Origin of the sequence: Sphingomonas kaistensis, assembly GCF_036884275.1 — a bacterium.
GTDB classification, from domain to species: Bacteria; Pseudomonadota; Alphaproteobacteria; order Sphingomonadales; family Sphingomonadaceae; genus Sphingomicrobium; species Sphingomicrobium kaistense_A.
In genome coordinates this window covers 222,186-249,066 of record NZ_CP145607.1, presented here as the reverse complement: position 1 = coordinate 249,066, position 26,881 = coordinate 222,186, and the positions used below count along the sequence as shown (strand labels likewise).

Genomic DNA, 26,881 nt, shown 5'->3' with positions numbered 1-26,881 from the left:
GCCTAGGCAGGACGCCAACAGTTCAAGCCCAGGAGTGATTGCCGCAATGCCCGTCAGTGAAGCCACTCACCAGCGCCGCCTTCGCGCCTTTGACCCGGCGGGCGATCTTCCCGAACGGGCGGCCGCCTTGTGGACGCTGGTGCAGGGCGACGAGCGCGCGGTGGCGCGCAAATTCTGGGAGCGGTATCGCGAGCATGGCGGCCATCGCCAGCAGTTCGACGACGCCAAGCTCGAGCAGCTGGCCGAGCGGATCGTCCCCTATCTGCGCGACAAGTTCCTGCGGCTGACCCAGACCAAGTGGGTCGATACCGCCAAGCGCTATGTCGAGGATGCGATGGCGGCGGACGTGTCGCTGACCACCCTGCTCGCCGGCCTGTCGGGCGAAGCCGAGGCGATGGTCGAGGCAAGCCGGCGGCTGATGGACGAGTCGGCCGATCGCGCGGCGGCGGCGCGGACCATCCACGAGCTCAGCATGGTCGAGATCGACGTGTTCGTGGCGCATGCCATTCACTTCCAGCAGCAGAAGCATGACGGCGAGCGGCAGGCCAAGGCCGAGGAATTCAACCGCCGGGTGGTGGCCTCGGTGGCCCGCGCCAGCAGCGACAGCGACATGCTACGCAGCCAGTCGAGCCAGACCGCGGCAGCGACCCGCGGAATGCTGGGCAAGACCAGCGAAGTGGCGGCGGCGGCCGAGCAGTCGGCGGTGGCGATGCGCGAAGCGGCGCATACCGCGGCGGGGCTGATCCGCGCGATCGAGGATGCGCGCTCGGAGGTCGAAACGGCCGCGGGCGTGGCTCTTCGAGCGGGCGACCAGGCGGCGCAGGCGGTCAAGGTCAGCCAGGCGCTGTCGGCGCATGTTGAGGCGATCGAATCGATCCTCGGCCTCATCCGCGACATCGCAGGACAGACCAATCTCCTGGCGCTGAACGCGACCATCGAAGCGGCCCGGGCAGGCGATGCCGGGCGCGGCTTTGCGGTGGTGGCGCAGGAAGTGAAGAGCCTTGCCAGCCAGACCGCGCGGGCGACCGACGATATTACCGCCAAGATCAGCGCGATCACCGCGGCGACCAAGCAGACGGTGGATGCCAACAGCTCGATCCAGGGCACGGTCGAGGAAGTGCAAACCAGTGCCGATCGCATCCGGCAGGCGATGGAATTGCAGGCGCAGACGGTGACCATGATCACCGCCGCGGTCGACGAAACCGCGTTGGCGGCCGATTCGATGAGCAGCACCATCGCCGCCATCCGCTCCGACACCGAAAATGTCGCGCGCGACATCGACGGGGTGGAGCAGGGCTTTGGCCGCTTCTCCGAGCAGATCGGCGAATTCAAGGTCGCCACCGCCGACTTCATCGCCAAGTTCGCCGCCTGACATCGACGGTTGGTCATTGCGGGGCAAGCTTCGCGATGACAGGGAAGGAGGATGAACATCCTCCTGACCGGCGCCAGCCGGGGCATCGGCAAGGCCGCCGCCGACGCACTTACCGCCGCGGGTCACCATGTGATCGGCACCTCGACCAAGGGGGGCGAGGGTTTGCTCGCCGCCGATTTCGCCGATTCTAGCGCGGCTGCGGCCTGCTGGGCCGAGGCGCTTGCCAGGGCCGGGCGGATCGATGCGCTTGTCAACAATGCCGGCGTTTATGAGGGCGTTGCCGAGGATGCGCCCGAGGCCGAATGGCAGGCGGCGTGGGCGCGGACCATGCAGGTCAATCTGCAGGCGGCGGCGGACCTTTGCCGACTGGCGGTCGGGCATTTCCAGGAGAATGGCGGCGGGCGGATCGTCAATGTCGCCAGCCGCGCCGGCTATCGCGGCGATTCGCCCCAGCATTGGCATTATGCGGCGTCCAAGGCGGCGCTGATCGCGGTGACCAAGACGATCGCCCGGGGCCATGCGGGCGAGGGCATCTATGCCTGGGGCGTGGCGCCGGGGTTCACCGTCACCGAGATGACCGCGGAATATCTCGCCAGCCGCGGGGGCGAGAAGATCCTTGCCGACATTCCGCTCGGCCGGGTGGCGAGCGCGGCGGAAGTCGGCGAGACGATCCGCTGGCTGGCGACCGAGGCGCCGCCCAGCACCACCGGCAGCGTGATCGACGTCAATGGAGCCAGCTATGTCCGCTAGTCTCGCATTGCTCCTGGCGATGCAGCAGATCGTGGTGCCGCTCGGCGGCGCCAAGCCCGCGCCCAAATATCCGGCGCCGCTGGCCACCGCCGGGCCGGCCTTTGCCCGCGAATGCGCCGGGCGCGACGGGTGGGACGAGCCGGCACCGCCGGTGCGGATTCACGGCAATACTTATTATGTCGGGACCTGCGGGATCACCGCGCTACTGCTGACCAGCCGCGACGGGCATGTGCTGATCGACAGCGGCACCGAAGCGGGGGCGGATCTGGTCGCGGCCAATATCCGGCGGCTGGGGTTCAAGCCGACCGACGTCAAATATATCGTCCACAGCCACGAGCATCACGATCATGTCGGCGGGTTCGCGCGGATGCAGGCGTTGACCGGCGCCGAGGTGATCGCTTCGGCCGGCGCGGCACCCGTGCTGCGGACGGGGGTGATCCCGGCGAGCGATCCGCAGTTCGGCATCCTGCCCAAGATGGCGCCGGTGACGGTCGCCCGGGTGGTAAAGAGCGGGGATTCGGTGCGGCTGGGCGGCATCCTGTTGAACGCGGTCGAGACGCCCGGCCATACCGCGGGTGCGCTCAGCTGGCAGTGGGTGAGCTGCGACGGGGGCGTGTGCCGGACCATGGTCTATGCTGACAGCCTGAGCCCGGTCAGCCGCGACGGATACAAGTTCTCGGCGCATCCCGAGCTGGTCGCGTCCTTTCGCACCAGCTTCGCCAAGGTGGCGGCGCTGGAATGCGACATCCTGCTGACGCCGCATCCGTCGGCCAGCAACATGACGGCCCGTTTCGCCGGCGGCGCGGCGGCGCTGTTCGACCCCGCCGGATGCAAGACGTATGCGGCGGCCAAGGCCAAGGGCCTCGACGAGCGGTTGGCCAAGGAAGCTGCGGGCAAATGAGCTGGCGGGTCACGATCCCCTGTAACCGCGCCGAGGGCGAAGCGGTGGGCGACATGGAAGAGCCGTTCGGCGACCATCCCAACCCGCCGGTGATCGTCGCCGACGAACCCGACGAACATCGCCCCGACGACTGGCGCATCCACGCTTATTTTGAAGCGGAGCCGACGGCGGCCGAGCTAGCGGTGCTGGCGGGCCTCGCCAGCGGCGAGCCGGTGATCGAGGAGCTGGCCGACGAGGATTGGGTCACCCGCAGCCAGGCCGGGCTGCAGCCGATCGAGGCCGGGCGCTTTTTCGTCCGCACGCCCGCGCACCCGCCGCGCGAGGGGGCGATCAACTTCCTGATCGACGCGGGCCTGGCCTTCGGGACCGGACATCATCACACGACGCGCGGGTGCTTGGTGGCTCTTGACCGCATGGCCGGCGAGGGCAAGCGGTTCGGGCGGATCGCCGATATCGGGACCGGGACCGGGCTGCTGGCGTTCGGCGCGATGGCGCTGTGGCCGGACGCGCTGGCGATCGCCACCGACATCGATCCCATCAGCATCGACGTCACCAGCGACAATGCGGCGCTGAACGGCGTGGCGCTGGGCGAAGGGCCGGGCGAGCTGGCTTTGGCGGTAGCCGACGGCATGGCCCATCCGGCGCTGGCGGCCCGGGCGCCGTTCGACCTGCTCATCGCCAACATCCTCGCCGGGCCACTGATCGAGCTGGCGGAGGACTTCGTCGCTGCAACCGCGCCGGGGGGCACGATCCTGCTCGCAGGGCTGCTCGACACACAGGCCGACGCGGTGACCGCCGCTTATGTCGAGCGCGGCTGCCGGCTGGTCGAGCCGGGGACGGGCGAGTGGCGGGTGCTGGTGCTGGAGCGCTCGGCCTAGCGCGCGTTCGTGTTCAGCGCATCCATCAGGATGCGGCTGAACAGACGGTGCGTTGGCGAGACCCGGTGGCTACCATGCTTGGATGGCGCGATGCCGAGCGAGGCGGACGGGGTGAAGGTCAGTTCTCCGAAATAGATGCCGTCGAGGCCGTTGTAGAGGTCCACGCGAACATAGTCGAAGGGCTTCGAGAGAGTGCGGGCGGCGGCGATCATTGCTGCGATTTGCTGAAGGGCGGGGCGCTGGAGGCTATCCGGCCAGTCGAGGCCGTCATCGCCGTCCATTGGCTCGAAATCGGGCATACGGAAGATCCGACCCCACGGGCTGCCGAAACGGGCGTGGTCGATCTGGCACAGCAGGGGCTCGCCGTTGATGCAGTGAAATTTGTAATCGTCGGGAGGAAGGCCGTCCGCGGTCGGGATCAGCGCTTCGACGATCACGCGGCGTGGCAGGCCGGCATATTGCATCTCGCGCATGACGGCGGCGTAATCGGTGGTCGCGAGGGCATGCAGGGCGGCGAGATCGGCGGGCCCAGCGACGTGGCGCAGGAAGACGGTGCCGCCGCTCGCCTGCGACGGCTTGGCGATGGCGTCGGTGCCGATGAAGCCGCGCAACCGGTCGAACAGATCGGCTGGCGAGGCGACGCCGGCCATGTCGATGGTCGCGAGCGTCGCCGCCACCCGCAGGTCGGGGCAGAGCCGGGCCGCTTCTTCCTTGGCGGTGATCTTGTCGACCAGACGGCGTTCGAGCGCAGTCCATTCGGGATCGATCATGCGCGCGAAGATCAGGTCGTTGATCGTCGCCTCGGGATCGGTGGAGGGTAGCGGTTGCCGTCCGAATTTCTGGGCGAACATCGGAGCGATGGCCGCATGATTGGCTGCACGAGTGAAGAGCGTCATGCTTGGAGGCAGCTGCCGAGGAGTTTCATCGCCTGGCTCAAGCCTCGGCCACGATTCGCGCCCATTCCTCTTCGCTGGCGACGCGGATTCCGAGCTCCTCGGCTTTCTTGAGCTTCGACCCCGCGCCCGGTCCCGCGACGACGAGATCGGTCTTGGCGCTGACCGAGCCGGAGGCGCGGGCGCCGAGGCGTTCGGCCTGCGCCTTGGCCTCGTCGCGGCTCATGGTTTCAAGGCTGCCGGTGAAGACGATGGTCTTGCCGCTCCACTCGGTTTCGCGGGCTTGATTGACGAAGGGCGCGGGGGCGGCGAGCGCGAGCAGGGCGGCGACTTCCTCGCGGTTGTGGGCTTCATGGAAGAAGTCATGGACCGCTTCGGCGACGACCGGGCCGACGCCCTCGACCGCGGAGAGTTCGGCGGTGCCGTTCTCGCCGATGGCGGCGGCCTCCAACGCTTGAATCGTGCCGAAACATTTCAGCAGGTCGCGGGCGGTGACGATGCCGACGTGGCGGATGCCGAGGCCGAAGAGCAGGCGGGCACTGTCGAAGCCCTTGCGCGCCTCGATCGCGGCGAGGAGGGCATCGACGCTTTTCTCCTTCCAGCCTTCGCGGCCGAGGATCTGCTCACGCCGCAAACGGAAGATGTCGGAGGGCTTTTCGATCAGGCCCGCGTCGACGAATTCGACGATGGTCTTTTCGCCGAGCCCCTCGATATCCATCGCGCCGCGGCTGACGAAATGCTTGAGGCGCTCCAATCGCTGGGCCGGGCAGACGAGGCCGCCGGTGCAGCGGATGTCGACCTCGCCTTCTTCGGCTACGGCTTCGGAGCCGCAGGCGGGGCAATGGTCGGGATAGACGAAGGCCGGACGGTCCTCGTCGAGGGTGAGGTTCTCGACCACCTGCGGGATGACGTCGCCGGCGCGCTGAATGCGGACGCGGTCGCCTTCGCGGACGCCGAGCCGGGCGATCTCGTCGCGATTGTGAAGGGTGACGTTGCTGACGATCACCCCGCCGACGCCGACGGGAGTGAGGCGGCCGATCGGGGTGAGCTTGCCGGTGCGGCCGACCTGAATCTCGATCCGCTCGAGCGTCGTCTCGGCTTTCTCGGCGGGGAATTTGTGGGCGATCGCCCAGCGCGGGGCGCGGCCGACGAAGCCGAGGCGCTCCTGCCAGTCGAGGCGGTCGAGCTTGTAGACCACGCCGTCGATGTCGAACGGCAGGTCGGCGCGGGCATGCTCGATGGCGGCGTACTGCGCTAGCGCCGCGTCGGCGTCGGGGAACAGGCCGAAGCGCTCGTCGACCGGGAAGCCGAGGGTGCGGAGGCGTTCGACCGCCTCGGCTTGGGTACTTCCAAGCGGTTCCGAAAGCTCGCCCCAGCCGTGGGCGAGGAAACGCAAGGGGCGGGCGGCGGTGACAGCCGGGTCTTTCTGGCGGAGCGAGCCGGCGGCGCCGTTGCGGGGGTTGGCGAACACCTTGCCGCCGCTGGCCGCCTGGCGCTCGTTCAGGGCGGCGAAGTCGGCCTTGGACATATAGACCTCGCCGCGCACCTCCACCACGTTCGGCGCGCCGGTGAGGCTCTGCGGGATATCGGGAATCGTGCGGACATTGGCGGTGACGTCTTCGCCGATCGTGCCGTCGCCGCGGGTGGCGGCGAGGACGAGGGCCCCATTTTCGTAGCGGAGCGAGGCGGAGAGGCCGTCGATCTTGGGCTCGGCAGTCAGCGCGACCGGCTCGCTTTCGGGGAGCGACAGGAAGCGGCGGACGCGACGGACAAAGTCGTGGACGTCATCGGCGCTGAAGGCGTTCTCCAGGCTCAGCATCGGCCGGGCGTGGGTGACCTTGGCGAGCGCGGTCGACGGCGCGGCGCCGATTTGCGCATTGGGGGAATCGGCGCGGACGAGGTGCGGGAAAGCGGCTTCGAGCTCGTTGTTCTCGCGGACCAGCGCGTCGTAGTCGGCGTCGCTGATCTCCGGCGCGTCCTGGTCGTGGTAGAGGCGGTTGTGGCGCGCGATCTCTTTCGCGAGGGCGCGCAGGCGGCGGCCGGCTTCGGCTTCGGTCATGGCATGGCGTCCAGCAGGGCAGCGATCTTGGCGACGCTGTTCATGTTGCGCGCGGTGCCGGCGGCCACGGCGGGGAGCTTCAGCTTGGTCGAGCCGATGCCCTCGCCATAGCTGACGTAGATCGCGCGGGGGCCGAGCGCCATGCGCTCGCCAGCGACGTTGCGCGCGTCGTCGAGCATCGCCTGCGTCGGCGTGGCGTCGATAACGTGGGCCATGACGCGGCTGCCCTTGTCGTCGGTGAAAGGGTTCTGGGCGGCAAGGTCGGCCATCTCGCTGGCGGAACGCACGAACACCGGAATGGCTCGGCCGAAGAAGTCGGCCACCTTGGCGGCGATGCGAGTCTGAACCTGCTGCTCGCCGAGGTCGCTGGTGAAGAGGAGATTGCCGCTGGCGATGAAGGTGCGGACGTTGGCGAACCCGCATTCCTCGCCCATCCGCTTCAAGTCGGCCATTGGCAGTTTGCCGGTGCCGGAAACGTTCACCGCGCGGAGCAGCGCGACGTAGGCGGTCACCCGAACAGCTCGTCCAGATAGTCCTGCAGCGCGGCCCAGCTGCGGCGCGAGGCGGTCGGGCTGTAGTCGACGTTGGGGATGCCGAGCGCGGCGGCGCCCGGGTTGGTGAAGGCGTGCCCGGTGTGGCCGTAGCCGTGGATCTGCCAGTCGGCGCCAGCGTCGGTCAGCTCCTTGGCGAGGGCCACCACAGCCTCGGGCGGGACCATCGGGTCGTTCCAGCCGTGGAGAGCGAGCACCTTGGCCTTGATCGGCTGGGGGCCAAGATCAGGGGCGTCGAATAGGCCGTGGAAGCTCGCCACGCCCGCGATCGGCGCGCCGGAGCGGGCAAGGTCGAGGACGCAGAGGCCGCCGAAGCAATAACCAATGGCGGCGATGCGGGCGGGGTCGGTGCCTTCCTGTGCCTTGGCTACCTCCACCAGATCGAGCATCCGGTCGCGGAGAGCAGCGCGGTCCGACTTGAGCTCGGTCATGTGGGCGAAGGCCGCGTCGCGCTCGGTCGCGGGATTGTAGCTCTTGCCCCAGAGGTCCGCGACGAGGCAGGCAAAACCGCGGTCGGCGAGCTTGCGGGCGAAGCCGAGTTCAAGCTCACTGACGCCGCAGAAGGTCGGCACAATGATGATGGTGCCGCGTGACCGCCCGCCGGTACCGACGTGGACGCTGTGCAGCTGCTGGCCGCGGAAGCTGTGGGCAATCGAGCGTTCGGTCATAATCGGTCCTCAGCCGCCGCCGCGGCGTTCGATGGTGGCGCCGACCGCGGAAAGCTTTTCTTCGAGGCGCTCGTAGCCGCGGTCGAGGTGGTAGACCCGCAGCACCTCCGTCTCGCCCTCGGCGGCGAGGCCGGCGATGATCAGGCTCATGGAGGCGCGCAGATCGGTCGCCATCACCTTGGCGCCAGTCATGCCGTCGACCCCGTGGACGATCGCCGAGCGGCCGCGCACGTCGATGTTGGCGCCCATGCGGCGAAGTTCGGGCACGTGCATGTAGCGGTTCTCGAAGATGGTCTCTTCAAGGAAGCTCTCACCCTTGGCGCGGCACAGCATGGCCATGAATTGCGCCTGCATGTCGGTGGCGAAGCCGGGGAAGGGGGCGGTCGACAGAGCAAGGGGCTTGAGCGGCCCCTCGGCGCTAACCTTCATGCCCTTGTCGTGAAATTCGATCATCAGCCCGGCCTGCGCCAGCGCGTTGGTGGTCGCCAGCATGTCTTCGGGGACAATGCCGTGGAGGTCGAGGCTGCCACCGGTGATTCCGGCCGCGCAGGCATAGCTGCCCGCTTCGATCCGGTCGGGCATCACCGAATAGGTGCAGCCGTGCAGCTTTTCGACGCCCTCGATCTTGATGTGCGGGCTGCCCTCGCCTTCGATCTGCGCGCCCATCTTCTGGAGCAGGCGGCAAAGGTCGACGATCTCGGGCTCGCGCGCGGCGTTGTAGAGGTTGGTCCGGCCGCTCGCGAGAACGGCGGCCATGATCGCATTCTCGGTCGCCCCGACCGACACCACCGGGAAGGTGAAGTCGCCGCCCGGCAGGCGTCCGCCCTTGGGTGCAGTGGCGCGGACGAAGCCCGCTGCAAGCTCGATCTCGGCGCCGATCGCTTCCAGCGCCTGGAGGTGGAGGTCGATCGGCCGGTCGCCGATGGCGCAGCCGCCGGGAAGCGACACGGTGGCGTCGCCGGCACGGGCGAGCAGCGGCCCCAGGACCAGGATCGAGGCGCGCATCCGGCGCACCATGTCATAGGGCGCGACGGTGGAGATCAAAGTCTCGGCCTGCAGCGTCATGCGCCGCCCGATCTCGCCTTTTTTCAGCCCCTCGATCTTGGTCGAGACGCCAAGCTCGTTGAGGAGATGGCCGAAGCTGTCGACGTCGGCGAGCCGTGGCAGATTGCCGAGCGTCAGCTTCTCATCGGTGAGGATGGCGCAGGGGAGGAGCGTCAACGCGCTGTTCTTTGCGCCCGAGATCGGGATGATGCCTTCGAGCCGCTTGCCGCCCTGGATGACGATGGAGTCCATCAGCGGCGTTTAGAACTTCGCTCTGGGGGTGCAAGGGGCCGGGTGTTCAGGCCTTTTCGAGCGTGCACTGGAGCGGGTGCTGGTTTTCCCGCGCGAAGTCGATGACCTGGCTGACCTTGGTTTCGGCGACTTCGTAGGTGAAGACGCCGCACACGCCGACACCCTGCTGATGGACCTGGAGCATCACCCGGGTGGCGTCCTCGATGCTCATCGAGAAGAATTGCTGGAGGCACAGAACGACGAATTCCATCGGCGTGTAATCGTCGTTCAGCATCAGCACCTTGTAGTTGCTGGGCTTGCGCGTCTTGGGACGGGTGCGGGTGACGACCCCGCGCTCGATCTCCTCGACGCCGTCGCCCTTGCCGGGGCGGTCGTCTTCGCCAGCCATGATGATGCGATCGATCATTGTCGGCCTAGATAGGGTAGAGGGTGCGGCCTTGCCAAGGCGGGCGCGGCACTCAATCGCCGCACAAATGGAAGCGGCCGCCCCCAAGATACGCCGGGGGCGGCCGCAGTGAATACCTGACAGGAGGAGGAGGAGTTGTCAGGCAGTCAGCTCGTTGATCTTTTCAGCGTTCAGCGCAGCGCGGTTCGACAGCGGCTGGATCGCTTCGCCGGCAAGCTTCACCGACGCTTCGGTCAGCTGGCTGAAGCTGGCGACCATGCGGTCGAAGTTCGACTTGGCGATTTCGGTCTGCAGCTGGAAGAATTCGGTCGGGCTCGACGCCTGCGCCAGGCTCTTCAGCTCGGCGACGTTCTGTTCGATGCCTTCGCGAACGCGGCCCAGCGCGTCTTCGCCGACGGTCTTGGCGCCGGTGGCGGCGATCTTGCCGGCCTCGACGACGGCTTCGACGTTGGCGCGGGTCAGTTCAACCATGTCCTCGGCGCCCTTGCGGCCCTTTTCGATCGCTTCCTGGCCCTTGCTGCCGGCATCGGCGAACAGGTTCTGGAGGCGGTCCATGCCGGGCACGGCGGCGAACGGCTGGAAGTTGGTGAAGCTGTTGGTCGGGTTGAAGTTCATGGTCGTGTCCTCGATCTGGGGCGCGGCCTTGGCGGCACGCGGCGCGTTGTTCCTGGGAGCGTTCTGGCCACCGGCCGCCTTGCGGGCCCGCGGCTTGCGCTCGGTCTTCACCCGGCGCGCGTTCACTTTCTTCACCGCGTCGGCGACAGCAGCCTTGACGGGCTCGGCCTGCTCGACGGCGGTTTCGATCGTTTCGTTGTTCACGGTATCGGTCATCATCATTCCCTTGTTGCAGTGCACAATATAGTGCGCCGCACAAGATTACAAGCCTTTTGTTCGCACTTGCAGCATTGACGCCCGCACCATGCTGATTGCAAGAGCGCGCATGGACCAATCACAGCGCACCCGCCGTGGCCTGCTGATCGTGCTGTCGTCGCCGTCGGGGGCCGGCAAATCGACCATCAGCCGCATGTTGATGGAGGAAGATCCCACCATCACCATGTCGATCAGCGCCACCACGCGCGAGATACGCGAGGGCGAAATCGCCGACGTCGATTATCATTTCGTCGACGATGCGCAGTTCGAGGCGCTGGTGCAGGCGGACGAGCTGGCCGAATGGGCTTATGTCTTCGGCCATCGCTACGGCAGCCCCAAGGAGCCGATCAAGGAAGCGTTGAAGGCGGGCCGCGATACGCTGTTCGACATCGACTGGCAGGGCACCCAGCAGCTCGAATACGCCTTCCGCACCGACCTGGTGAAGATCTTCATCCTGCCGCCCTCGATGGCCGAACTGCAGCGGAGGCTGGAGGGGCGGGGCACGGACGAACTGGACGTGATCGACTTCCGCATGAAGCGCGCGGCCGCCGAAATCGGCCATTGGGCCGAATATGATTATGTCCTGATCAACGAGGATGTCGAACGGTGCGCGGCCAAGGTGAAGGCGATCGTCGAAGCCGAGCGGCTGCGGCGTGAGCGGCAACCTTACCTGCTCAACTTCGTCCGGCAGCTGGTCGAGAAGCCCAACTAGGGCAGCAACGAGAGGAAGCGGGCAGCGGCGCGGAAATCCCTTTCGCGGGCGGCCATTGCCTTTTCGGCCTCCGCGTCCGAACCCCATTGGTCGAGCTGCCAGCGCTCGTCGAGGCTGACCGCAGCCCACGCCTCGTCAACCGACACCGCGCCTTCGAGCAGCGCCAGCGCGGCGACCAGCGAGCCGCCGATGGTGACGAGCGGCGAGAGGCCGGCGAGGCGGTACGGATCGAGCGCATGGACCGCCTGGGCCAGCTGATCGAGCGTCGCCTGCGGCTGGTCGACCGGCGAGACACCCTCGGTCACGTGGAAATCGACATCGAAGCGGCGGCGGGCCCAGCCGAGCAGGGGATCCCATGCGTCGGCCTGCGCGGCGATCAGCTTGGCCGGCGAATCGGCGCGGTAGCAGAGGAGGTCGCTGGCGGCGTAGCGGGCGAGCGTGTCGGCGAAGGCGTCCGGCTTCGGCGCGGCATGATCGACCGCCGCATTGGCAAGGCCGGTGAGCGGCATGGCGCGCGGATCGACCACCTCGCCGGCGGCCTGCCATTCGGCTGCCACTTCCTGCGCGAGTTGCTCGCCTGGCAATAAGAGCAGGGCCCGGGCGGGGGTGCGGACGGGGCGGCCGTCGAGTTCGATGCGCCAATGGCCGCTGTCGTCGGCGACGGCGGCGGAGGACTTCCAGAAGCGCTTCATTGCAGGTCGGTCTTTTCCCAATGCTGGCGCAGCAGAACGGGACCCAGCAGCGCCTCGACCAGGCCGCAGCCGATCACCACCATGCCAAGCCCCAGCGCGCCGCCGGGCCGGACGAGATCGCTGAAGACGATGGCCATGCCGAGGAAGAACAGCAGCAGGCCCGAGATGCGCAGCAGCGCAAAGATGCCGAAGCGCTTGCGCCAGAGTTCGTCGTTCTCGGTCATGCCGGCGTTTTTACCAGACGTTCGGCCTGGTCGAAGACATCGGATGGGCGCGCGGCGATGGTGTCGGCGCCCGCGTCACGCAGTTCCGTCTCGTCATGATAGCCCCACAGCACGCCGATCGCATGCGCGCCGGCCGCCTTGGCCATGCGCATGTCCCAGCCCGTATCGCCAATCACCACCGAATGCTCGGGGGCGGCGCCGCAGTCGGCGAGCGCTTGCAGCGTCATGCTCGGATGCGGCTTCGACGGGTGGCGGTCGGCGGTCTGGAGCGAGAGGAAGCGGGCATGAAGGCCGTGGGCGGTCAGGCAGTGCTTGAGGCCGCGATCGGACTTGCCGGTGGCGACCGCGAGCAGCCAGCCGCGTTCTTCCAGCGCGTCGAGCAGGGGGAGGATGCCGTCGTAGAGCGGCTCCTCGACCTGTTGCTGCCCTCGCAGGGTGACGAACGCATCCTTGTAGGTCTGCGCCATGCGGCCGTGGAGGTCGGCATCCTGGGTCGGGGCAAGCTCGGCCATCGCTTCGACCAGCGACAGGCCGATCACGCGCTGCGCCTGCTGGCGCGGCGGAAGTTCGAGGCCGTGCTCGGCGAAAGCGAGGCCGAGCGCGCGGTGGATGGTGCCGCCCGAATCGACCAGCGTCCCGTCGCAATCGAAGACAGCGCAGCGGATCACCGGCCGCGGCCCTTTGGCGGACCCTTGGCGGGCGGACCCTTGGGGCGAGCGCCCTTGGCCGGCGCCGGGGTAGCGCCGCGGCCACGGCGTTCGCCCTTGCGCTCCTTGCGCGCGGTCTTGGCGGCGGCGGCCTGGCGACGGGCCCGGACCTCGGGGCTCTTGGCCGGGTCGGGCCGGTCGAGCGGCATGTTGTCGCCGTCGCGTGGCTCGAAGCCCAAGGTGGCGAGGCTTTCGGCGATGTGCGGCGGCAATTCGGCCGCGACGTCAATCTCCTTGCCGCCAGGCGCATCGATCTTGAGGCGGCGGGCGTGGAGATGCAGCTTGCGGCTGACCCCCCCGGTCAGAAACGCCTCGGCCCCGCCATATTTGGCGTCTCCGACGATCGGATGGCCGATGTGAGCCATGTGCGCGCGCAGCTGGTGGGTGCGGCCGGTCAGCGGCTGCAACTCGACAAAGGCGGCGCGGGTGCCGGCGCGGTCGATCACGCGGAAGCGGGTTCGGGCGGCCTGGCCGTCGTCGGCGACATGCATCTTCTCGCCGCCGGTGCCCGGCTGCTTCGCCAGCGGGGCGTCGATCACGCCTTCGTCAGGCCCGACGTCGCCAACGACGATCGCCCAATAAACCTTGCGCGCGGTGCGTCCGGCGAAGCTCTTGGAGAAGAAGCCCGCACTGCGGGCCGAACGGGCGACCAACAGGACTCCGCTGGTGTCCTTGTCGAGGCGATGGACCAGCTTGGGGCGATTGCCTTCCTCGTCGGCCAGCCCGTCGAGCAGGCGGTCGAGATGCTGGTCGGTCTTGGTCCCGCCTTGTGTGGCGAGGCCGGGCGGCTTGTTCAGCACGAAGGCGTCGGGGGTCGTCTCGATCACCATTTCCTGAACGAAGCTGCGTTCGTCGTCGGTCAGCGGTTCAAGGACGCGCTGGGGGCGGGCGCTGCGGACCGGCTGGGCGTCGCGTGGGGGGATGCGGATGGTCTGGCCCGCTTCGATCCGGTCGCCCGGCGTCGCCTTCTCACCGTTGACGCGAAGCTGGCCGGTGCGGGCCCAGCGCGAGACGAGGTTGAAGCTGACTTCCTCGCCCATGTGCCGTTTGAACCAGCGATCGAGCCGGATTCCGTCGTCGTCCGCGGCGACAGTGAAGGTGCGGGGCTCGGTGCTCATGGCGACGCCCTCTAGCGCTTCGGCCTAGAGCGTGTCGAGGAAGTGCAGAACCAAGCCGACGAAGCCGCCGACCAGGGTGCCGTTGATGCGGATGTACTGGAGGTCGCGGCCGACGGCGGATTCGAGGCGTTCGGTGACGGTGCGCGCGTCCCAGCCGCGGATGGTGTCGCTGACCAGGCTGACGATGGCGCCGCCGTAGCTTGCCGCCATGCCGGCCGCGGCGCGGCGGACGAACTGGTTCACCGCGCGGCGGATGCGGGGGTCGCCTTCGAGGGTCGAACCGGCCGAGCGCAGCACTTCGCCCATGCGGCCGGCCAGCGCCGCATCGGGATTGCGCGCGGCGGCGATGATCGAGGCGCGGCCCTTTTGCCACAAGCGGTCGAGCCATTGCGCGACCGAGCGATTGGAAAGCAGTTCTTCCTTCCATTGCTCGACCCGGGCGCGGGTTTCGGGCTTGTGCTGGAGATCGTGCGCGAGGTCGGCAAGCGCTTCGACCATCTTGGCGCGCATCGGGTGGTCGGGGTCGGTGCTGACTTCCAGTGTCAGCTTGCGCAGGCCCTCGACGATGGCGTCGGCGAGCTTTTCGTCCAGCGCGGCGAGGCGCAGCACCCAGCTCGCGCGGCGCTTCACCATGTCGCGGATCAGCGATTCGTTGGCATCGAGCGCGTGCGACAGGGCGCGGATCGCGGCTTCGAGCATGGGGACATGGCGATTGTCCTCGATCGCCGAGGCAAGCGCGGCGCCGAGCAGGGGCGAGATTTCGGTCTTTGCCAGGCGCTGCGAGATGGCGCCTTTGACGATGCCGCCCAATCGCTCGTCATCCAGCGCTTCGAACAGGTCGGCGATCAGGCGCGAGGCGCCGCGGCGGATGCGGGTGCCTTCGCCCGAGGGGGCGCGCAGGAAGCGGCCGGCGGCGGCGGCGACGTCGATCCCGCGCATCCGCCGGGCGACCACGCGCGCGACGAGGAAATTGTCGCGGATGAAGCTGGCGAGGGTGAGGCCGATCCGGTCCTTGTTGCGCGGGATGATCGCGGTGTGGGGGATCGGCAGGCCGAGCGGATGGCGGAACAGGGCGGTAACCGCGAACCAGTCGGCGAGGCCACCGACCATCGCGGCTTCGGCAAACGCCTTGACGAGGCCGAGCCAGGGGTAGCGGGGTTCGAGCGCGCGGGAGAGCACGAACAGGCCGGCCATGACCACCAGCAGGCCGGTCGCGACGACCTTCATGCCCTGCGCGCCGGGCTGGCTGGGATTGAAGCGGGAAAGTGGTCCGGAACGTGTCATCCGGATCACTCAATAACCGAACCGCCCTTCGGGTTCACTCCGCCGGTTGCGGAAAGGCTCCCGGCGCGCGCGGTTCTTCCACCCGGTCGGGCACTTCGTGCGCCGTGGCGCTGAGGCGGCGACCGAGCTTGCGCCCGATCCAGGTCTCGATGTCGATCGCGATGCTGAAATAGGCCGGGACCAACAGCAAAGTCAGGAAGGTCGACATGATCAGCCCGCCGATCACGGTGACGCCCATCGGGGCGCGCCAGCTGCCGTCGCCGGTCAGGCTGAGCGCGATCGGGATCATGCCCGCCACCATCGCGACCGTGGTCATGACGATCGGCTGGGCACGCTTGTGCCCGGCTTCGACGATCGCTTCGTCCTTGGTCATCCCATGGTCCATCATCTCCACCGCGAAATCGACCAGCAGGATCGAGTTCTTGGCGACGATGCCGAACAGCATCAGCAGGCCGATGAACACCGGCAGGCTGAGCGGCTGACCCGCGATGTGCAGGGCAATCACCGCACCCAATGGCGCCAGCAGCAGCGAGCCGAGATTGACCAGCGGCGCGAGGAAGCGACGATAGAGCAGCACCAGCACCGCGAACACCAGGGCAATGCCGGCGAACACCGCGATGACGAAGTTCATGATGAGCTCGCCCTGCCATTTCTGGTCGCCCAGCGTGAGGCGCGACACGCCCGCCGGCAGCTTCTGCATGATCGGCAATTTGTCGATCTGCTTGTAAGCGTCGCCGCTGATCGCGCCGGGGACAAGGTCGGCACCCACCGCGATGCGATACACCTGGTTGGTGCGCTGCACCGTAACCGGGCCCGAGCCGAAAGTGATTTCGGCCACCGACTTCAGGGGCACCGATCCGCCGCTGGACGTCGGCACCGGCAGGTTCTCGAGCGTCGACAGGTCGCGCCGCTGCGAGCGGTCGAGGCTGACGATGATCGGCACCTGGCGATCGGACAGCGAGAAACGGGCGCTGTTCTGATCGATGTCGCCGATGGTGGCGACGCGGATGGTCTGGGCCAGCGCCTGGGTGCTGACACCGAGGTCGGCGGCCAGGTCGAAGCGCGGCTTGATCCGGATTTCGGGACGGACGACGTCACCCTGCACGCGCGGCGCCACCAGCATCGGAATGGTGGCCATCTGGTCCGACAGCGTGTTGGCGACCTGGTTCAACAGGACCGGATCGTCGCCGCCGAGATACAGGGTGACAGGACGGCCCCCGCCGCCCGGCCCGCCGCCGCCCTGGCTGAGGAAATTGACCTGCGCGTCGGCGATCTGTGCCAGTTGCGGCGTGATTTCGCGTTCGATCTCGTAGCTCTTTTTCTCGCGGTCCTTTTTGTAGACGACGTTGAGGAAGGCCGACGAGGTGAAGCTGCGCTGGAAGACGTTTTCGACGTTGGGATTGCGCTGAACGATTTCCGACACGCGCGCCGTCACCGCTTTGGTCTGGTCGAGCGTTGTGCCCGGCGCCAGGCCGACGCGGATAGTGCTGTTGGGAACGTCAAGCTGCGGCTGGAAAGTCATCGACAGCTGGGAAATGCCAAAGCCCGTCGCGGCGAGGATCAGCAGGCCGACCCCGATCATCCACACCCGGTGATCGCGAAAACGGGACAGGCGGCGTCCGAGAAAACCGGTGGCCCGGTTCCGCGCGGCCTTGGCGTGACTGCTGTCGATGCTCCAACGCAGCGTGCCCAGATAGCGGTTCATCCACTTGCCCGAGGCATGTTCCTGGATTCCGCCGCTGCGCAGGAAGTAAGCCGCCATCAACGGCGTGATCATGCGCGCCACGAGCAAACTCATGAACACCGCCAGCACGACTGTGTAGCCGAAGTTGCGGAAGAACTGGCCCGAGATGCCGGGCATCAGCGCGACCGGCAGGAACACCGCGACGATCGACATGGTGGTGGCGAGCACGGCAAGGCCGATCTCGTCCGCCGCGTCGATCGAGGCCTGGTAGGCGCTTTTGCCCATGCGCATGTGGCGAACGATGTTCTCGATTTCCACGATCGCGTCATCGACCAGCACGCCCGCCACTAGCGCCAGCGCCAGCAGCGAGAGGAAATTGAGATTGATGGACATCAGGTCCATGAAGAAGAAGGCGGGGATTGCCGAAAGCGGAATGGCAACCGCCGAGATCACCGTCGCACGGATGTCGCGCAGGAACAGGAACACCACCAGCACCGCCAGCACCGCGCCTTCGATCAGCGCGTGCATCGAGCTTGAATATTGGCTCTTGGTGTAGTCGACGCTGTTGTTGATCTCGACAAAGCTGATCCGCGGATCGGCTTCCTCGATCTTCTTCAGTTCGGCCCAGGTGTTTTCGTAGGCGGTGACGTCGGAGGCGCCCTTGGCGCGGGCGACGTTGAAGCTGACCACCGGACGGCCGCCAAGCTCGGTCGCGCTGCGCGGTTCTGCCGAGGAATCGCGGACCTGCGCGATATCCCCCAGGCGAACGAAGCGCCCGCCGGGAAGCGAGATCTGGGTGTCGGCGAGCGCGGCGGCGCTGCGCGCGTTGCCCAGCACGCGAACGGTCTGTTCGGAACCGGCGATCTCGGCCCGGCCGCCCGGCGCATCGACGTTGATCGACCGTAGCTGCTGATTGACCTGCGCGGCGGTGATACCCTGGGCTTGCAGCGCGGCCGGATCGAGGATGACGCGGATCTGGCGTTCGACGCCGCCTTCGCGGCTGACCTGCGCGACCCCGTCCTGCGCGAGCAGGCGGCGCGACACGGTGTTGTCGACGTACCAGCTCAAATCCTCGAGATTCATGTCGGTCGCCCGCACGGCGATGAACACGAAGCCGTCGCCGCTGATGTCCTGGCGGCTGACCTGGGGTTCGAGTATGCCGTCGGGAAGATCGCCGCGGATCTGGTCGATCGCGGCCTTGACGTCGTTCACCGCACGGTCGGTGGGGGTGCCGATCTTGAACTGGACAAAGGTGTTGCTGTTGCCTTCGCGGACGCTGGAATTGATTTCATCGACGCCGTCGACCCCGCGCACCGCGGCTTCGACCTTCTGGGTGACCTGATTGACCATTTCGGACGGCGCGGCGCCGGGCTGCGAAATGCTGATATTGGCTGCCGGAAAATCGATATCCGGGTTGTTGGTGATCTCCATCGTCGCGAACGAGTAAATACCCGCCAGCAAGAGCGCGATGAAGAGCACGATCGGGGGGACCGGGTTCTTGATGCACCAGGCCGAAATGTTCCGGAAACTCATATGCCTGACTGTCCTGCGGTAGGCCTGAACCTGGGCTTAGTTGGCGGCAGCTTGCCGCTTGGGATTGATCTTCTGGCCGGGATTGAGGAACGGCCCGGCGGAGAGCACCACCGTTTCCTGGCCGGTCAGCCCCGACACGATGGTTGCCCCGCTTTCGTCCACGCTGCCGACCCTGACCGCGCGGCGTTCGACCTCGTTCTTGCCGTTCACGATGTAGACGTAGTTGCCGTCGTTGTCGGACAGCACCGCGCTTTGCGGAAGCAAGGGCGCGGTGGTCGCGCCGGCCGAGATGCGGGCTTCGGCGAAGCCGCCCGGGCGAATGCCGGCCGAATAAGGAATGGCGATCCGCACTTCGCCCTGGCGCGACTGGGGATCGATCACCGGCGAGACCTGCCACACCTGGCCGGGGACGCTCGACATCTCGCCGATCGGAGTCACGCTGGCCGGCATGCCGACGCGAATGTCGGCAAGGTCCTGCTGGCTGAGCTGGGCGCGCATTTCCATTTCCCCGCCGCGAGCAAGGCGGAACAGGCCCTGGCTGCCGCCGCCTATGACCTGTCCGACCTCGAGGTTGCGCTGGAGGATCAGGCCGGCACTCGGCGCGCGGATGTCGAGCAGGCCGATGCCCGCGCGGGTCGCATTCAGCTGTGCTTGGGCCACGCGAACCTGCGCATTGGCCTGGTCGCGAGCGGCTTTCTTGCGGTCGAGATCGGCCTTGGAGACGAAACCGTTGCCAACCAAAGCGGCCGAGCGATCATATTCGTTCTGGGCCAGCGCCGCGCTGGCGCGGGCGGATTCGAGCGCCGCGGCAAGCTGCGCCGAGGTTTGCACCTGCACCGAGCGATCCACCCTGGCGAGGACCTGACCCTCCCGGACCCAGGTTCCGGCATCGACCAGGACCGCGGTCACCCGGCCGCCCTGGCCGGCCGCGCCGATCGGCTGATCGCGCCGCGCCGCCAGCGCACCGCTGGTGGTGATGATCTTGGCGACCTGGCTGCGACCGGGAACGATCACGGTGACGGTTGGCACCTGCCCGCCGCGGCCGCCACCGGTCGCAGCCGATTTCTCAGTCGCGGCGCCGGCCTTGCCATCGGCCGGGGCGTTGGCCCGGTTGAACAGGAAAAAGGCAAGGGCAAGCACGAGCAGGCCGACCAGCACCGCAATGATGAGATTGCGGCGGCGGCGGGTGTCATCCACCACGACCATGGTTCCGTCCCGTTCCAGCCGGGTCTCGCGATTCATTCCGATCACCTTTTCGTTCGACGTTCTCATGACGCCGCTACTGTATTAGACGCATAACTCACCACGTGCAACCCAAGGCAGGTTCGCGACGGGCGGCAAGTGTCATTCGACCAACGGTTCCATCCGCTCCGCCGAAAGTTGTTTGCACGGGACCGACGATGCTTGTTACCGGAAGGCTTATCGACAGGAGGAACACGGGCATGTTGCAGGATTATGGTTGGCTGAGCTGGATCATCATCGGGCTTCTGGCGGGCGGGCTAGCCAAGCTGGTCATGCCGGGCAAGGATCCGGGCGGCTGCATCGTCACCATCCTGCTGGGGATCGGCGGGGCCTTGGTGGCGGGTTTTCTCGGCCGGGCGCTCGGCTGGTATAGCGGGCCGACCGACGGCGCCGGTTTTCTCGCTGCCTTTGTCGGCGCGGTCCTGATCCTCTTCATCTACCGGCTGACGCTGCGGCGTCGCTGATACACCCGCTTATCGCGTGCGGCGGCGCCCGAACCGCTCCGCCGCCGCGACGAGCCCGAGCGCGATAAACGCACCGAGCAGCGACAGCAGGACGCCCGGCAGCGAGAAGCCGGTCAATTCGAGCTTTCCGGCAAGGGACGGCGTGATCAGCAAGGCACCGAGCAGGGCGCCGAGCGCACCCAGTGCCACGAGGCCGAATACGTCGCGCGCGCGGTCGCTGTGCAAAACCACGCTGGCGATCCAGCCGAGCAATGCGCCGAGAAGAGAAAGGGCGATCCAGGACAAGGGCATGGGCCACCTCATAAGCAAAGGGGCCGCCCGCTCCAAGAGCGGACGACCCCGATTGCAAACCATCAATCGGTCGGCTGGTTGCTTAGCGCACCCGGCCGCGACGAACGAGGTTGACGATCGCGAGCAGGACGATGGCGCCCAGCAGCGAATAAAGGAAGCTCTCGATGGTCAGCCCGTTGTTGAGGCTGGCCGCACCGCCGAGCAGGAAGCCCGCAAGCGCCGCGCCGATGATGCCGACGATGATGTTCAGGAAGATGCCCTGCTGACCGTCGGTCCGCATGACAATGCTAGCCAGCCAGCCGCAGATGCCGCCGACGATAAGCCAGATGATAATTCCCATGTGCGTTCCCTCCTGTTTCGCCCAGACGTTGCGCGCCGGGCGTTTCGTTCGGCTTCAAGACGCCTACCTGAACGTCTTGTTCCGAAGAGGGGAACGGTGAAATGCTGTATCGGTTCCGGAACGAGCTATTTATCAGTAACGCTGCTGGCGTTCGTAGACCTGGCGATAATGCTGGATTCGGGTCACGCGAAGGCCCGGCATGCCGCTGCGGTCGACCGCGCGCTGCCAGCTCGCGAACTCTTCGAGGCTGAGGCCATAGCGGGCGCAGGCCTCGTCCACCGTCAGGAGTCCGCCGGCAACGGCAGCCACCACTTCGGCCTTGCGCCGAACCACCCAGCGCGTCGTGCCGGGCTTGGGCAGCGACTCCAGCGTCAGCGGCTCGCCAAGCGGACCGATGACCTGATGGGGGCGGAACTTCTGGTTTTCTAGCATTGCTTCCTCAGACGGAACGGGTGGTTGCCGGTGAGCCAGCGTTTACCGGTTGCTCTCTCAAGCAACCGTGAAGCGCGCTGGTAAACGTGCTCGTCACCTTTGCCTCGGCGACGGGTTTGGGGCCGAGACCGGCGAAGGCGCCGCGCACCGGCCGGCCCCCGTCGCTCTCGCGATTGGCGAACAACGCGACCACGGCGGCAAGGCGGTCCCGCTCGGCGCCATCGGGGCCGAGGCTGTTCAGCACGGCGCCGAGCTCGTCGCCGTTCAGCACGCCCGCCGCCTGCAATGTCCTTACGCTTTCGACCAAAACCCTCGCCTTCTTCCGTCCTTTCGCCAGCACTAGCGGAAGAGGGTGAATGACGGGTAAAGACGTGACCGTGACTCTTCCCGATCTTCAGCTGGGCAAGCCGCCGGAAGCGGCGCGGGTCGTCGTTGCCATGTCGGGCGGCGTCGATTCGTCGGTCGCGGCCATGCTTGCCGCGCGTTCGGGCGCGGAGGTGATCGGCGTCACGCTTCAGCTCTACGATCATGGCGAGGCGGTGAAGCGGTCGGGCGCGTGCTGCGCAGGACAGGACATCTATGACGCCTCGCAGGTGTGCGAAAAGCTCGGCATCGCGCATTACGTGCTCGATTACGAAAGCCGGTTTCGCGAGGGCGTGATCGAGCGGTTCGCCGACGATTATGCCCGCGGCCGCACGCCGGTGCCCTGCTCGCTGTGCAACCAGGGGGTGAAATTCACCGACCTCCACGCTTTCGCGCGCGAGCTGGGCGCCGATGCGCTGGTGACCGGGCATTACGTCCGGCGGGTGGTCCGGAACGGGCCGAATGGACCTCGGGCCGAGCTGCACAAAGGCCGCGATCCGGCGCGCGACCAGAGCTATTTTCTCTATGGTACCACAGCCGAGCAGCTCGACCTGCTGCGCTTTCCGATCGGGGAGCTGCCCAAGGCCGAGGTTCGCGCCATGGCGGCCGAAGCAGGGCTGATCGTCGCCGCCAAACCCGACAGCCAGGACATCTGCTTCGTGCCCGACGGCGATTATGCGGGACTGGTGAAGCGGCTGCGGCCCGAAACCGAGGCGCCGGGCGAGATCGTCGGGCTGGACGGGCGGGTGCTTGGGCAGCATCGTGGCATCGTGCATTTCACCGTCGGCCAGCGCCGCGGGCTGGAGATCGGCGGATCGGCCGAGCCGCTGTACGTAGTCCGGATCGAGCCCGACGCGCGCCGGCTGGTGGTCGGGCCGAAGCAGGCATTGGCGGTGAGCGAAGCCAGGGTGGGTAGCTGGAACTGGCTTGGCGAGGACCAGCGCGAGGTCGAGGTCAAGGTCCGTTCGCTAAGCCGCCCGGTGCCCGCAGTGCTGGACGGCGGCGTGATCCGCTTCCACCAGCCCGAGTTCGGGGTTGCGCCGGGGCAGGCCGCGGTGGCTTATGACGGCGAGCGGCTGCTCGGCGGCGGGTGGATCGAGGAAACCCGCTCCGCTTTTGCTGCCCTCGCCGTCGCCGCCTGACATGCCGCAGCAACGCAGCGCGGGCATCCTTCTTTATCGCCGCGGCAAGGTCGGCTTGCAGGTGCTACTCGGCCATCCCGGCGGCCCGTATTGGGCGCGCAAGGATGCGGGCGCCTGGATGGTGCCCAAAGGCGCGCTGGAAGTCGGTGAACAGCCGCTGGAAGCGGCAATGCGCGAATTCGCCGAGGAAGTAGGGCCGGTGCCGCACGGAACGCCCGTCCCGCTTCGCACCGTTCGGCAGAACGGCGGCAAGCTGGTCGAGGTGTTCGCGCTCGAAGGCGAATTCGATCCCACCACCCTGGTCAGCAACAGCTTCGAACTCGAATGGCCGCCGCGATCGGGCCGGATGCGGCAGTTTCCCGAAATGGACCGGGTCGAATGGATGACCATGGCCGATGCGCGCGCTCGGATCCTCGCCAGCCAGGCGCCGCTGCTCGATGCGCTGGACGCGATGCTAGCGGCCGCGCCGCGCCAGGAAATAGAGCACAAGGCCGGCGAATAGCAGCGCGGCGAGCGTCGCCCAGGCGGCGGCGGTGGCCTGGGTCGCGACCGTCGCGCACAGCAGGATGCCGAGCGCGCCGAGCAGAAGATTGCCGGCTCCCCGCCGCTCGATCTTGAGCCAGGCGGCGATGGTGACGGCATAGACCGCCATTCGGGCGAGCGTGCTGACCACGGCCAGCCAGACGAACCCGCCGCTCAGCGCCAAGGCGGCGACAAGGACGGCCATCAGCAGGATCGAGCCGTGGGGGGTGGCGAAACGGGGATGCACCGCGCCGATCCACGCCGGCAGGTCGCCGCGCGCCGCCAGCGCATGGGTGACTCGGGGGCTGGCGGTCATGTTGGCGTGGAGGTTGCCGGCAAGGCTGGTGACGGCCGCGAGCAGGATCAGCAGCGCGCCGAGCGGCCCGAGCAGCGCGGTGCCGAGCGCCAGCAGCGGCGCCTTGTCGCCTTCCGGAACCGGCGGCGAGACGGCGGAAAAAGCGAGCTGCACCACGAAATAGAGCAGGGCGATCAGGAAGATCGTCACCAGCATCGCGCGAGCGATGTCCCGCCCGCCGTCACGCGCTTCGCCCGAGACGGCGACCGCATTTTCGAATCCGATAAAGGCGTAGAAGACGAGCAGGATGCTGGCTTCGGCGGCCGAGAGCGGGGGCGGGGGACCGAAGGCGGGGAGGGGGACGGTGACCAGCGCCAGCCCGGCAAGCGCGATCAGCGGTAGGCTTTTCAGCAGGGTCAGGCCGCCGAGCAGTCGGATCGCCTTGCTGGTCCCAGCGATGTTGATCGCGGCGAGCAGGGCGATGGCGGCGAGAATCAGGGTGTTGCGCAAGGCGGGCGAGGGGGCGATGTCGGTCCAGCGCAGGAGATAATCGACCAGCACATGGACGTTGGCCGCGAAGGCCGCGAGCCGGGCGACATAATAGGTCCAGCCAAGCTCGAACCCGGCAATGCGCCCGAAGGCGGAGCCATAGACCACCGGCCCGCCTTCACCCGGCATCGCCGCGATCGCGCGGGAGAAGGGAATGGCGATCAGCAGCATGACGAGAGCGGCGGCGGGGAACAGCAGGGCGGCCCATGGACCCACGTCGCCGTTGAGGGTCGCGGGGAGGGCGAACACCGACGCGCCGACCGCGCCGTTGAAGGACAGCAGCGCCGCGCTTCCGGCGCCGACCTTCCGGGGCAGCGCCGTGCCGGTCAAATCCAGAAGGTGCCTTCGATCACCGTGCGAGCTTCCCCGCCGAGTCGCACGCGGTCGCCGGCGAGGCGACAGTGCAAATCGCCTCCGCGTGGGCCGACCTGCGCGGCGGTGAATTCGGTGCGCCCCAACTCGGCCGCCCAATAAGGAACGAGGGCGCAATGGGCCGAGCCGGTGACCGGGTCCTCGTCGATGCCGTGGTAAGCGGCAAAGACGCGGCTGGCGATGGTGGTGCGGGTGCCGGGCGCCGTGATCATCACCAGCGCGTCGACCTGGCGCAGGCAGGCGAAGTCCGGCTTCACCGCGCGGACCGCGGCTTCGTCATCGAGCCGGACGAGAATGGCACCGTTGCCGCCTTCGCCGATTTGGACTGGGCCACGTACTCCCAATGCGTCCAGCACGGCACCGGCTTGGCCTTCGCTAAGGCGGCTGGCCGGCAGGTCGAGCCACAAACGATCGTCCTCGCGGGTGACGGTGAGCACGCCCGAGCGGGTCTGGAAGCGGACGGTGTCGCCCTTTAGAAGGATGTGTCCGCTGGCGAAGGTGGCGTGTCCGCAGAGGTCGACTTCGACCGTCGGGGTGAACCAGCGCAGGTGATAATCCGCCTCGCCGCCCTCCAGCGGCACGGTGAAGGCGGTTTCGCTGAGATTGTTTTCGGCGGCGATGGCCTGAAGGATTTCGTCGGGCAGCCAGCCGTCCAGCGGCATTACCGCGGCGGGATTGCCGGTCAGGGGGCGGCCGCTGGTGAAGGCATCGACCTGATAGAAAGGCAGGACGATCGGGTCGGTCACGTCCGTTCCGTCAGGTGGTGGGGCAGCATGCCCTCGCGGTCGGTATGTCCTTCGGGGTCTAAGTGAAGAAAGATCTCGGTGCCGGGGAAGCGGCGCTGAAGATCTTCCTCGACCGCATCGAGCCGGTCGTGGGCCTGCCGAACCGACCATTCCTCGGGCACCCAGACGTGGAACTGGATGAAGTCGTGAACGCCGCTGGTGCGGGTGCGCACGTCGTGCATGCCCCGAAGCTCGGGATATTCGGCGCAGGCCGCGAGGAAAGCGGTGCGTTTATCCTCGGGCCATTCGGCGTCCATCAGCTGGTTGACGCTGTCGCCGGCCGCCTGCCAGGCCCCCCACAACAGCCAGACGGCGATGGCGATGCCGAACGCCGCATCGGCGCCGCGGATGCGGAGAAACTGGTCGAGCACCAAGGCGCCGATCACCGCGCCGTTCAGGAACAGGTCGGACTTGTAGTGGATGTTGTCGGTCTGGATCGCGACCGAGCCGGTCTTGGCGATCACCCGCTTTTGATAGGCGAGCAGCAGCACGGTGCCGACCATCGCGGCGATGCTGACCCCGATGCCCAGTTCGGCATTGGCGGTGGGCGCGCCGTTGAGCAGCCGGTCGACCGCCCGCCAGCCGATGCCGAGCGCCGAGGCGGCAATCAGCACGACCTGGCCGAGCGCGACCAAAGCCTCCGCCTTGCCGTGGCCGAAGCGGTGGTCGTGGTCGGCAGGAAGCGCGGCGATACGAACGCCGGCCAGCGTGAACAGGCTGGCGACGAGATCGAGGGCGGTGTCGGCAAGGCTTCCGAGCATGGCGGTCGAATCGGTGGCGATCGCCGCCCATGCCTTGGCGACGAGAAGGATGGACGCCATTCCGACACTGGCCAGCGCCGCGCGCTGGGTCAGGCGGGTGCGTTCGGGGCCGACGACCCTCATGGGTAAAGCAGGCCTTCGCTCCAGCCGCCGTCGCCCTGCCGCTCGAACAGGCGGCGGTTGTGGAGACGGAACTCGACGTCTTCCCAGAATTCGATCCGGTCGGGAACGAGGCGGAAGCCCGACCAATGCGGGGGCCGGGGCACGTCGCGGTCTTCGAAGCGCGCTTTCACTTCCTCGACCCGGGCGAGAAAGGCCTCGCGGCTGGCAAGCGGGCGCGACTGATCGCTGGCGTGCGCCCCGATCCGGCTGGTCCGCGAGCGGCTGGCAAAATAGTCGTCGGCGTCGGCGTCACTGACCTGCACGAGGCGGCCTTCGGCGCGGACCTGTTTGCGAATGCTTTTCCAGTGGATGCATAGTGCGCCCCACGGATTGGCGGCGATCTCCCGCCCCTTGCGGCTGTCGAGATTGGTGAAGAAGCCGAAGCCGTCGGGCCCGTGGCGCCGCATCAGCACCATCCGCACCGAGGGGCGGCCGTCGGGCGTGGAGGTGGCGAGTGCCATGGCGTCGGGATCGTTGATCTCGGACGCTTCGGCCAGTGCCATCCACTCGGCGAACAGGGCAAAGGGATCGGTCGCGGCCATGGGGCCATGCCTCTATCCGCT

General features: G+C 67.5%; 30 protein-coding genes. 8 read left to right on the top strand and 22 right to left on the bottom strand.

Going from position 1 to position 26,881, the window contains the following annotated elements; genetic code table 11:
* The first annotated feature begins 46 nt into the window (after positions 1–46).
* The 4 genes from V6R86_RS01115 to V6R86_RS01100 are packed head-to-tail and all read left to right on the top strand — an operon-like array spanning position 47 to position 3,901.
* Positions 47–1,372: a methyl-accepting chemotaxis protein gene (locus V6R86_RS01115; protein WP_338501292.1), complete on the top strand. Its 1,326-nt coding sequence runs from the start codon at positions 47–49 to the stop codon at positions 1,370–1,372.
* Positions 1,373–1,423: 51 nt separating this feature from the next.
* On the top strand, positions 1,424–2,122 hold the full coding sequence (locus V6R86_RS01110) for an SDR family oxidoreductase (RefSeq protein WP_338501289.1): 699 nt from the start codon (positions 1,424–1,426) through the stop codon (positions 2,120–2,122).
* Positions 2,112–3,023: a subclass B3 metallo-beta-lactamase gene (bla, locus tag V6R86_RS01105; protein WP_338501287.1), complete on the top strand. Its 912-nt coding sequence runs from the start codon at positions 2,112–2,114 to the stop codon at positions 3,021–3,023. Before V6R86_RS01110 ends, bla begins: the two co-directional genes overlap by 11 nt.
* A complete protein-coding gene (locus tag V6R86_RS01100) occupies positions 3,020–3,901 on the top strand; it encodes a 50S ribosomal protein L11 methyltransferase (protein WP_338501284.1) in 882 nt (293 codons plus the stop codon). Before bla ends, V6R86_RS01100 begins: the two co-directional genes overlap by 4 nt.
* Here the strand turns inward: V6R86_RS01100 and V6R86_RS01095 are convergent.
* The 7 genes from V6R86_RS01095 to V6R86_RS01065 form a co-directional block, all read right to left on the bottom strand.
* On the bottom strand, positions 3,898–4,797 hold the full coding sequence (locus V6R86_RS01095) for an ATP-grasp fold amidoligase family protein (RefSeq protein ID WP_338501283.1): 900 nt from the start codon (positions 4,795–4,797) through the stop codon (positions 3,898–3,900). The genes V6R86_RS01100 and V6R86_RS01095 overlap by 4 nt on opposite strands.
* Positions 4,798–4,834: 37 nt before the next feature.
* Positions 4,835–6,853 (bottom strand): NAD-dependent DNA ligase LigA, encoded by a 2,019-nt coding sequence (gene ligA / locus V6R86_RS01090; protein WP_338501281.1) that lies wholly within the window; start codon positions 6,851–6,853, stop codon positions 4,835–4,837.
* Entirely contained in the window at positions 6,850–7,365 is a 516-nt protein-coding gene (locus tag V6R86_RS01085) for a DUF1697 domain-containing protein (protein ID WP_338501280.1), read from the bottom strand. The genes ligA and V6R86_RS01085 overlap by 4 nt, the downstream gene beginning before the upstream one ends.
* Positions 7,362–8,072 carry a dienelactone hydrolase family protein gene (locus V6R86_RS01080; protein WP_338501278.1) on the bottom strand — a complete coding sequence of 237 codons (711 nt, stop codon included), beginning with the start codon at positions 8,070–8,072 and terminating at the stop codon, positions 7,362–7,364. The genes V6R86_RS01085 and V6R86_RS01080 overlap by 4 nt, the downstream gene beginning before the upstream one ends.
* A gap of 9 nt (positions 8,073–8,081) precedes the next feature.
* Positions 8,082–9,368 carry a UDP-N-acetylglucosamine 1-carboxyvinyltransferase gene (gene murA / locus V6R86_RS01075; RefSeq protein WP_338501276.1) on the bottom strand — a complete coding sequence of 429 codons (1,287 nt, stop codon included), beginning with the start codon at positions 9,366–9,368 and terminating at the stop codon, positions 8,082–8,084.
* A 46-nt stretch (positions 9,369–9,414) separates the two neighbouring features.
* The gene (gene clpS / locus V6R86_RS01070; RefSeq protein WP_338505355.1) at positions 9,415–9,756 is read right to left on the bottom strand and encodes an ATP-dependent Clp protease adapter ClpS; all 342 of its coding nucleotides are present in this window, start codon (positions 9,754–9,756) and stop codon (positions 9,415–9,417) included.
* Positions 9,757–9,912: 156 nt separating this feature from the next.
* Positions 9,913–10,605, bottom strand: a complete 693-nt coding sequence (locus V6R86_RS01065) for a phasin family protein (protein ID WP_338501274.1) — start codon at positions 10,603–10,605, stop codon at positions 9,913–9,915.
* Between the two features lie 109 nt (positions 10,606–10,714).
* Here V6R86_RS01065 and gmk point away from each other — a divergent pair, with 109 nt between their 5' ends.
* Positions 10,715–11,356 (top strand): guanylate kinase, encoded by a 642-nt coding sequence (gene gmk / locus V6R86_RS01060; protein WP_338501273.1) that lies wholly within the window; start codon positions 10,715–10,717, stop codon positions 11,354–11,356.
* On the opposite strand, the gene V6R86_RS01055 is transcribed toward gmk, so the two are convergent.
* The 7 genes from V6R86_RS01055 to V6R86_RS01025 are packed head-to-tail and all read right to left on the bottom strand — an operon-like array spanning position 11,353 to position 19,840.
* A complete protein-coding gene (locus V6R86_RS01055; RefSeq protein ID WP_338501271.1) occupies positions 11,353–12,048 on the bottom strand; it encodes an ATP12 family chaperone protein in 696 nt (231 codons plus the stop codon). The genes gmk and V6R86_RS01055 overlap by 4 nt on opposite strands.
* Positions 12,045–12,272 (bottom strand): hypothetical protein, encoded by a 228-nt coding sequence (locus tag V6R86_RS01050; RefSeq protein WP_338501270.1) that lies wholly within the window; start codon positions 12,270–12,272, stop codon positions 12,045–12,047. Before V6R86_RS01050 ends, V6R86_RS01055 begins: the two co-directional genes overlap by 4 nt.
* Entirely contained in the window at positions 12,269–12,940 is a 672-nt protein-coding gene (locus V6R86_RS01045) for an HAD-IA family hydrolase (protein ID WP_338501269.1), read from the bottom strand. The genes V6R86_RS01050 and V6R86_RS01045 overlap by 4 nt, the downstream gene beginning before the upstream one ends.
* Positions 12,937–14,097, bottom strand: coding sequence for an RluA family pseudouridine synthase (locus V6R86_RS01040; RefSeq protein WP_338501268.1), 1,161 nt, complete (start codon positions 14,095–14,097; stop codon positions 12,937–12,939). The genes V6R86_RS01045 and V6R86_RS01040 overlap by 4 nt, the downstream gene beginning before the upstream one ends.
* Positions 14,098–14,121: 24 nt before the next feature.
* Entirely contained in the window at positions 14,122–15,381 is a 1,260-nt protein-coding gene (locus V6R86_RS01035) for a DUF445 domain-containing protein (RefSeq protein WP_338501266.1), read from the bottom strand.
* Between the two features lie 34 nt (positions 15,382–15,415).
* The gene (locus V6R86_RS01030) at positions 15,416–18,598 is read right to left on the bottom strand and encodes an efflux RND transporter permease subunit (protein WP_338501264.1); all 3,183 of its coding nucleotides are present in this window, start codon (positions 18,596–18,598) and stop codon (positions 15,416–15,418) included.
* 36 nt (positions 18,599–18,634) lie between these two features.
* Complete coding sequence (locus V6R86_RS01025; protein ID WP_338501263.1) at positions 18,635–19,840, bottom strand: efflux RND transporter periplasmic adaptor subunit; 1,206 nt, start codon at positions 19,838–19,840, stop codon at positions 18,635–18,637.
* A 200-nt stretch (positions 19,841–20,040) separates the two neighbouring features.
* Between V6R86_RS01025 and V6R86_RS01020 the strand changes: the two genes are divergently transcribed.
* Positions 20,041–20,304: a GlsB/YeaQ/YmgE family stress response membrane protein gene (locus V6R86_RS01020; RefSeq protein ID WP_338501261.1), complete on the top strand. Its 264-nt coding sequence runs from the start codon at positions 20,041–20,043 to the stop codon at positions 20,302–20,304.
* 9 nt (positions 20,305–20,313) lie between these two features.
* On the opposite strand, the gene V6R86_RS01015 is transcribed toward V6R86_RS01020, so the two are convergent.
* The 4 genes from V6R86_RS01015 to V6R86_RS01000 form a co-directional block, all read right to left on the bottom strand.
* On the bottom strand, positions 20,314–20,595 hold the full coding sequence (locus V6R86_RS01015; protein ID WP_338501259.1) for a hypothetical protein: 282 nt from the start codon (positions 20,593–20,595) through the stop codon (positions 20,314–20,316).
* Positions 20,596–20,677: 82 nt separating this feature from the next.
* The gene (locus tag V6R86_RS01010; protein WP_338501257.1) at positions 20,678–20,935 is read right to left on the bottom strand and encodes a GlsB/YeaQ/YmgE family stress response membrane protein; all 258 of its coding nucleotides are present in this window, start codon (positions 20,933–20,935) and stop codon (positions 20,678–20,680) included.
* 132 nt (positions 20,936–21,067) lie between these two features.
* The gene (locus V6R86_RS01005; RefSeq protein ID WP_314442712.1) at positions 21,068–21,367 is read right to left on the bottom strand and encodes a DUF1153 domain-containing protein; all 300 of its coding nucleotides are present in this window, start codon (positions 21,365–21,367) and stop codon (positions 21,068–21,070) included.
* Between the two features lie 7 nt (positions 21,368–21,374).
* A complete protein-coding gene (locus V6R86_RS01000; protein ID WP_338501254.1) occupies positions 21,375–21,674 on the bottom strand; it encodes a hypothetical protein in 300 nt (99 codons plus the stop codon).
* Positions 21,675–21,723: 49 nt separating this feature from the next.
* Here V6R86_RS01000 and mnmA point away from each other — a divergent pair, with 49 nt between their 5' ends.
* Both mnmA and V6R86_RS00990 read left to right on the top strand, forming a co-directional pair.
* Positions 21,724–22,872 carry a tRNA 2-thiouridine(34) synthase MnmA gene (mnmA, locus tag V6R86_RS00995; protein ID WP_338501253.1) on the top strand — a complete coding sequence of 383 codons (1,149 nt, stop codon included), beginning with the start codon at positions 21,724–21,726 and terminating at the stop codon, positions 22,870–22,872.
* Position 22,873: 1 nt separating this feature from the next.
* Complete coding sequence (locus tag V6R86_RS00990) at positions 22,874–23,374, top strand: NUDIX domain-containing protein (RefSeq protein WP_338501251.1); 501 nt, start codon at positions 22,874–22,876, stop codon at positions 23,372–23,374.
* On the opposite strand, the gene V6R86_RS00985 is transcribed toward V6R86_RS00990, so the two are convergent.
* The 4 genes from V6R86_RS00985 to pdxH are packed head-to-tail and all read right to left on the bottom strand — an operon-like array spanning position 23,327 to position 26,860.
* On the bottom strand, positions 23,327–24,568 hold the full coding sequence (locus V6R86_RS00985) for an APC family permease (RefSeq protein ID WP_338501250.1): 1,242 nt from the start codon (positions 24,566–24,568) through the stop codon (positions 23,327–23,329). The two genes, V6R86_RS00990 and V6R86_RS00985, sit on opposite strands and share 48 nt — an antisense overlap.
* Positions 24,565–25,356, bottom strand: coding sequence for a PhzF family phenazine biosynthesis protein (locus V6R86_RS00980; protein WP_338501248.1), 792 nt, complete (start codon positions 25,354–25,356; stop codon positions 24,565–24,567). Before V6R86_RS00980 ends, V6R86_RS00985 begins: the two co-directional genes overlap by 4 nt.
* Entirely contained in the window at positions 25,353–26,279 is a 927-nt protein-coding gene (locus V6R86_RS00975) for a cation diffusion facilitator family transporter (RefSeq protein WP_338501245.1), read from the bottom strand. Before V6R86_RS00975 ends, V6R86_RS00980 begins: the two co-directional genes overlap by 4 nt.
* Complete coding sequence (gene pdxH / locus V6R86_RS00970) at positions 26,276–26,860, bottom strand: pyridoxamine 5'-phosphate oxidase (RefSeq protein ID WP_338501244.1); 585 nt, start codon at positions 26,858–26,860, stop codon at positions 26,276–26,278. Before pdxH ends, V6R86_RS00975 begins: the two co-directional genes overlap by 4 nt.
* Positions 26,861–26,881: the final 21 nt, after the last annotated feature.

Coding starts and splice junctions, on each gene's coding strand:
- V6R86_RS01115 (WP_338501292.1), top strand. CDS start 47: ATGCCCGTCAGTGAAGCCACTCACCAGCGCCGCCTTCGCGCCTTTGAC.
- V6R86_RS01110 (WP_338501289.1), top strand. CDS start 1,424: ATGAACATCCTCCTGACCGGCGCCAGCCGGGGCATCGGCAAGGCCGCC.
- bla (WP_338501287.1), top strand. CDS start 2,112: ATGTCCGCTAGTCTCGCATTGCTCCTGGCGATGCAGCAGATCGTGGTG.
- V6R86_RS01100 (WP_338501284.1), top strand. CDS start 3,020: ATGAGCTGGCGGGTCACGATCCCCTGTAACCGCGCCGAGGGCGAAGCG.
- V6R86_RS01095 (WP_338501283.1), bottom strand. CDS start 4,797: ATGACGCTCTTCACTCGTGCAGCCAATCATGCGGCCATCGCTCCGATG.
- ligA (WP_338501281.1), bottom strand. CDS start 6,853: ATGACCGAAGCCGAAGCCGGCCGCCGCCTGCGCGCCCTCGCGAAAGAG.
- V6R86_RS01080 (WP_338501278.1), bottom strand. CDS start 8,072: ATGACCGAACGCTCGATTGCCCACAGCTTCCGCGGCCAGCAGCTGCAC.
- murA (WP_338501276.1), bottom strand. CDS start 9,368: ATGGACTCCATCGTCATCCAGGGCGGCAAGCGGCTCGAAGGCATCATC.
- clpS (WP_338505355.1), bottom strand. CDS start 9,756: ATGGCTGGCGAAGACGACCGCCCCGGCAAGGGCGACGGCGTCGAGGAG.
- V6R86_RS01065 (WP_338501274.1), bottom strand. CDS start 10,605: ATGACCGATACCGTGAACAACGAAACGATCGAAACCGCCGTCGAGCAG.
- gmk (WP_338501273.1), top strand. CDS start 10,715: ATGGACCAATCACAGCGCACCCGCCGTGGCCTGCTGATCGTGCTGTCG.
- V6R86_RS01055 (WP_338501271.1), bottom strand. CDS start 12,048: ATGAAGCGCTTCTGGAAGTCCTCCGCCGCCGTCGCCGACGACAGCGGC.
- V6R86_RS01050 (WP_338501270.1), bottom strand. CDS start 12,272: ATGACCGAGAACGACGAACTCTGGCGCAAGCGCTTCGGCATCTTTGCG.
- V6R86_RS01040 (WP_338501268.1), bottom strand. CDS start 14,097: ATGAGCACCGAGCCCCGCACCTTCACTGTCGCCGCGGACGACGACGGA.
- V6R86_RS01035 (WP_338501266.1), bottom strand. CDS start 15,381: ATGACACGTTCCGGACCACTTTCCCGCTTCAATCCCAGCCAGCCCGGC.
- V6R86_RS01030 (WP_338501264.1), bottom strand. CDS start 18,598: ATGAGTTTCCGGAACATTTCGGCCTGGTGCATCAAGAACCCGGTCCCC.
- V6R86_RS01025 (WP_338501263.1), bottom strand. CDS start 19,840: ATGAATCGCGAGACCCGGCTGGAACGGGACGGAACCATGGTCGTGGTG.
- V6R86_RS01020 (WP_338501261.1), top strand. CDS start 20,041: ATGTTGCAGGATTATGGTTGGCTGAGCTGGATCATCATCGGGCTTCTG.
- V6R86_RS01015 (WP_338501259.1), bottom strand. CDS start 20,595: ATGCCCTTGTCCTGGATCGCCCTTTCTCTTCTCGGCGCATTGCTCGGC.
- V6R86_RS01010 (WP_338501257.1), bottom strand. CDS start 20,935: ATGGGAATTATCATCTGGCTTATCGTCGGCGGCATCTGCGGCTGGCTG.
- V6R86_RS01005 (WP_314442712.1), bottom strand. CDS start 21,367: ATGCTAGAAAACCAGAAGTTCCGCCCCCATCAGGTCATCGGTCCGCTT.
- mnmA (WP_338501253.1), top strand. CDS start 21,724: ATGACGGGTAAAGACGTGACCGTGACTCTTCCCGATCTTCAGCTGGGC.
- V6R86_RS00990 (WP_338501251.1), top strand. CDS start 22,874: ATGCCGCAGCAACGCAGCGCGGGCATCCTTCTTTATCGCCGCGGCAAG.
- V6R86_RS00975 (WP_338501245.1), bottom strand. CDS start 26,279: ATGAGGGTCGTCGGCCCCGAACGCACCCGCCTGACCCAGCGCGCGGCG.
- pdxH (WP_338501244.1), bottom strand. CDS start 26,860: ATGGCCGCGACCGATCCCTTTGCCCTGTTCGCCGAGTGGATGGCACTG.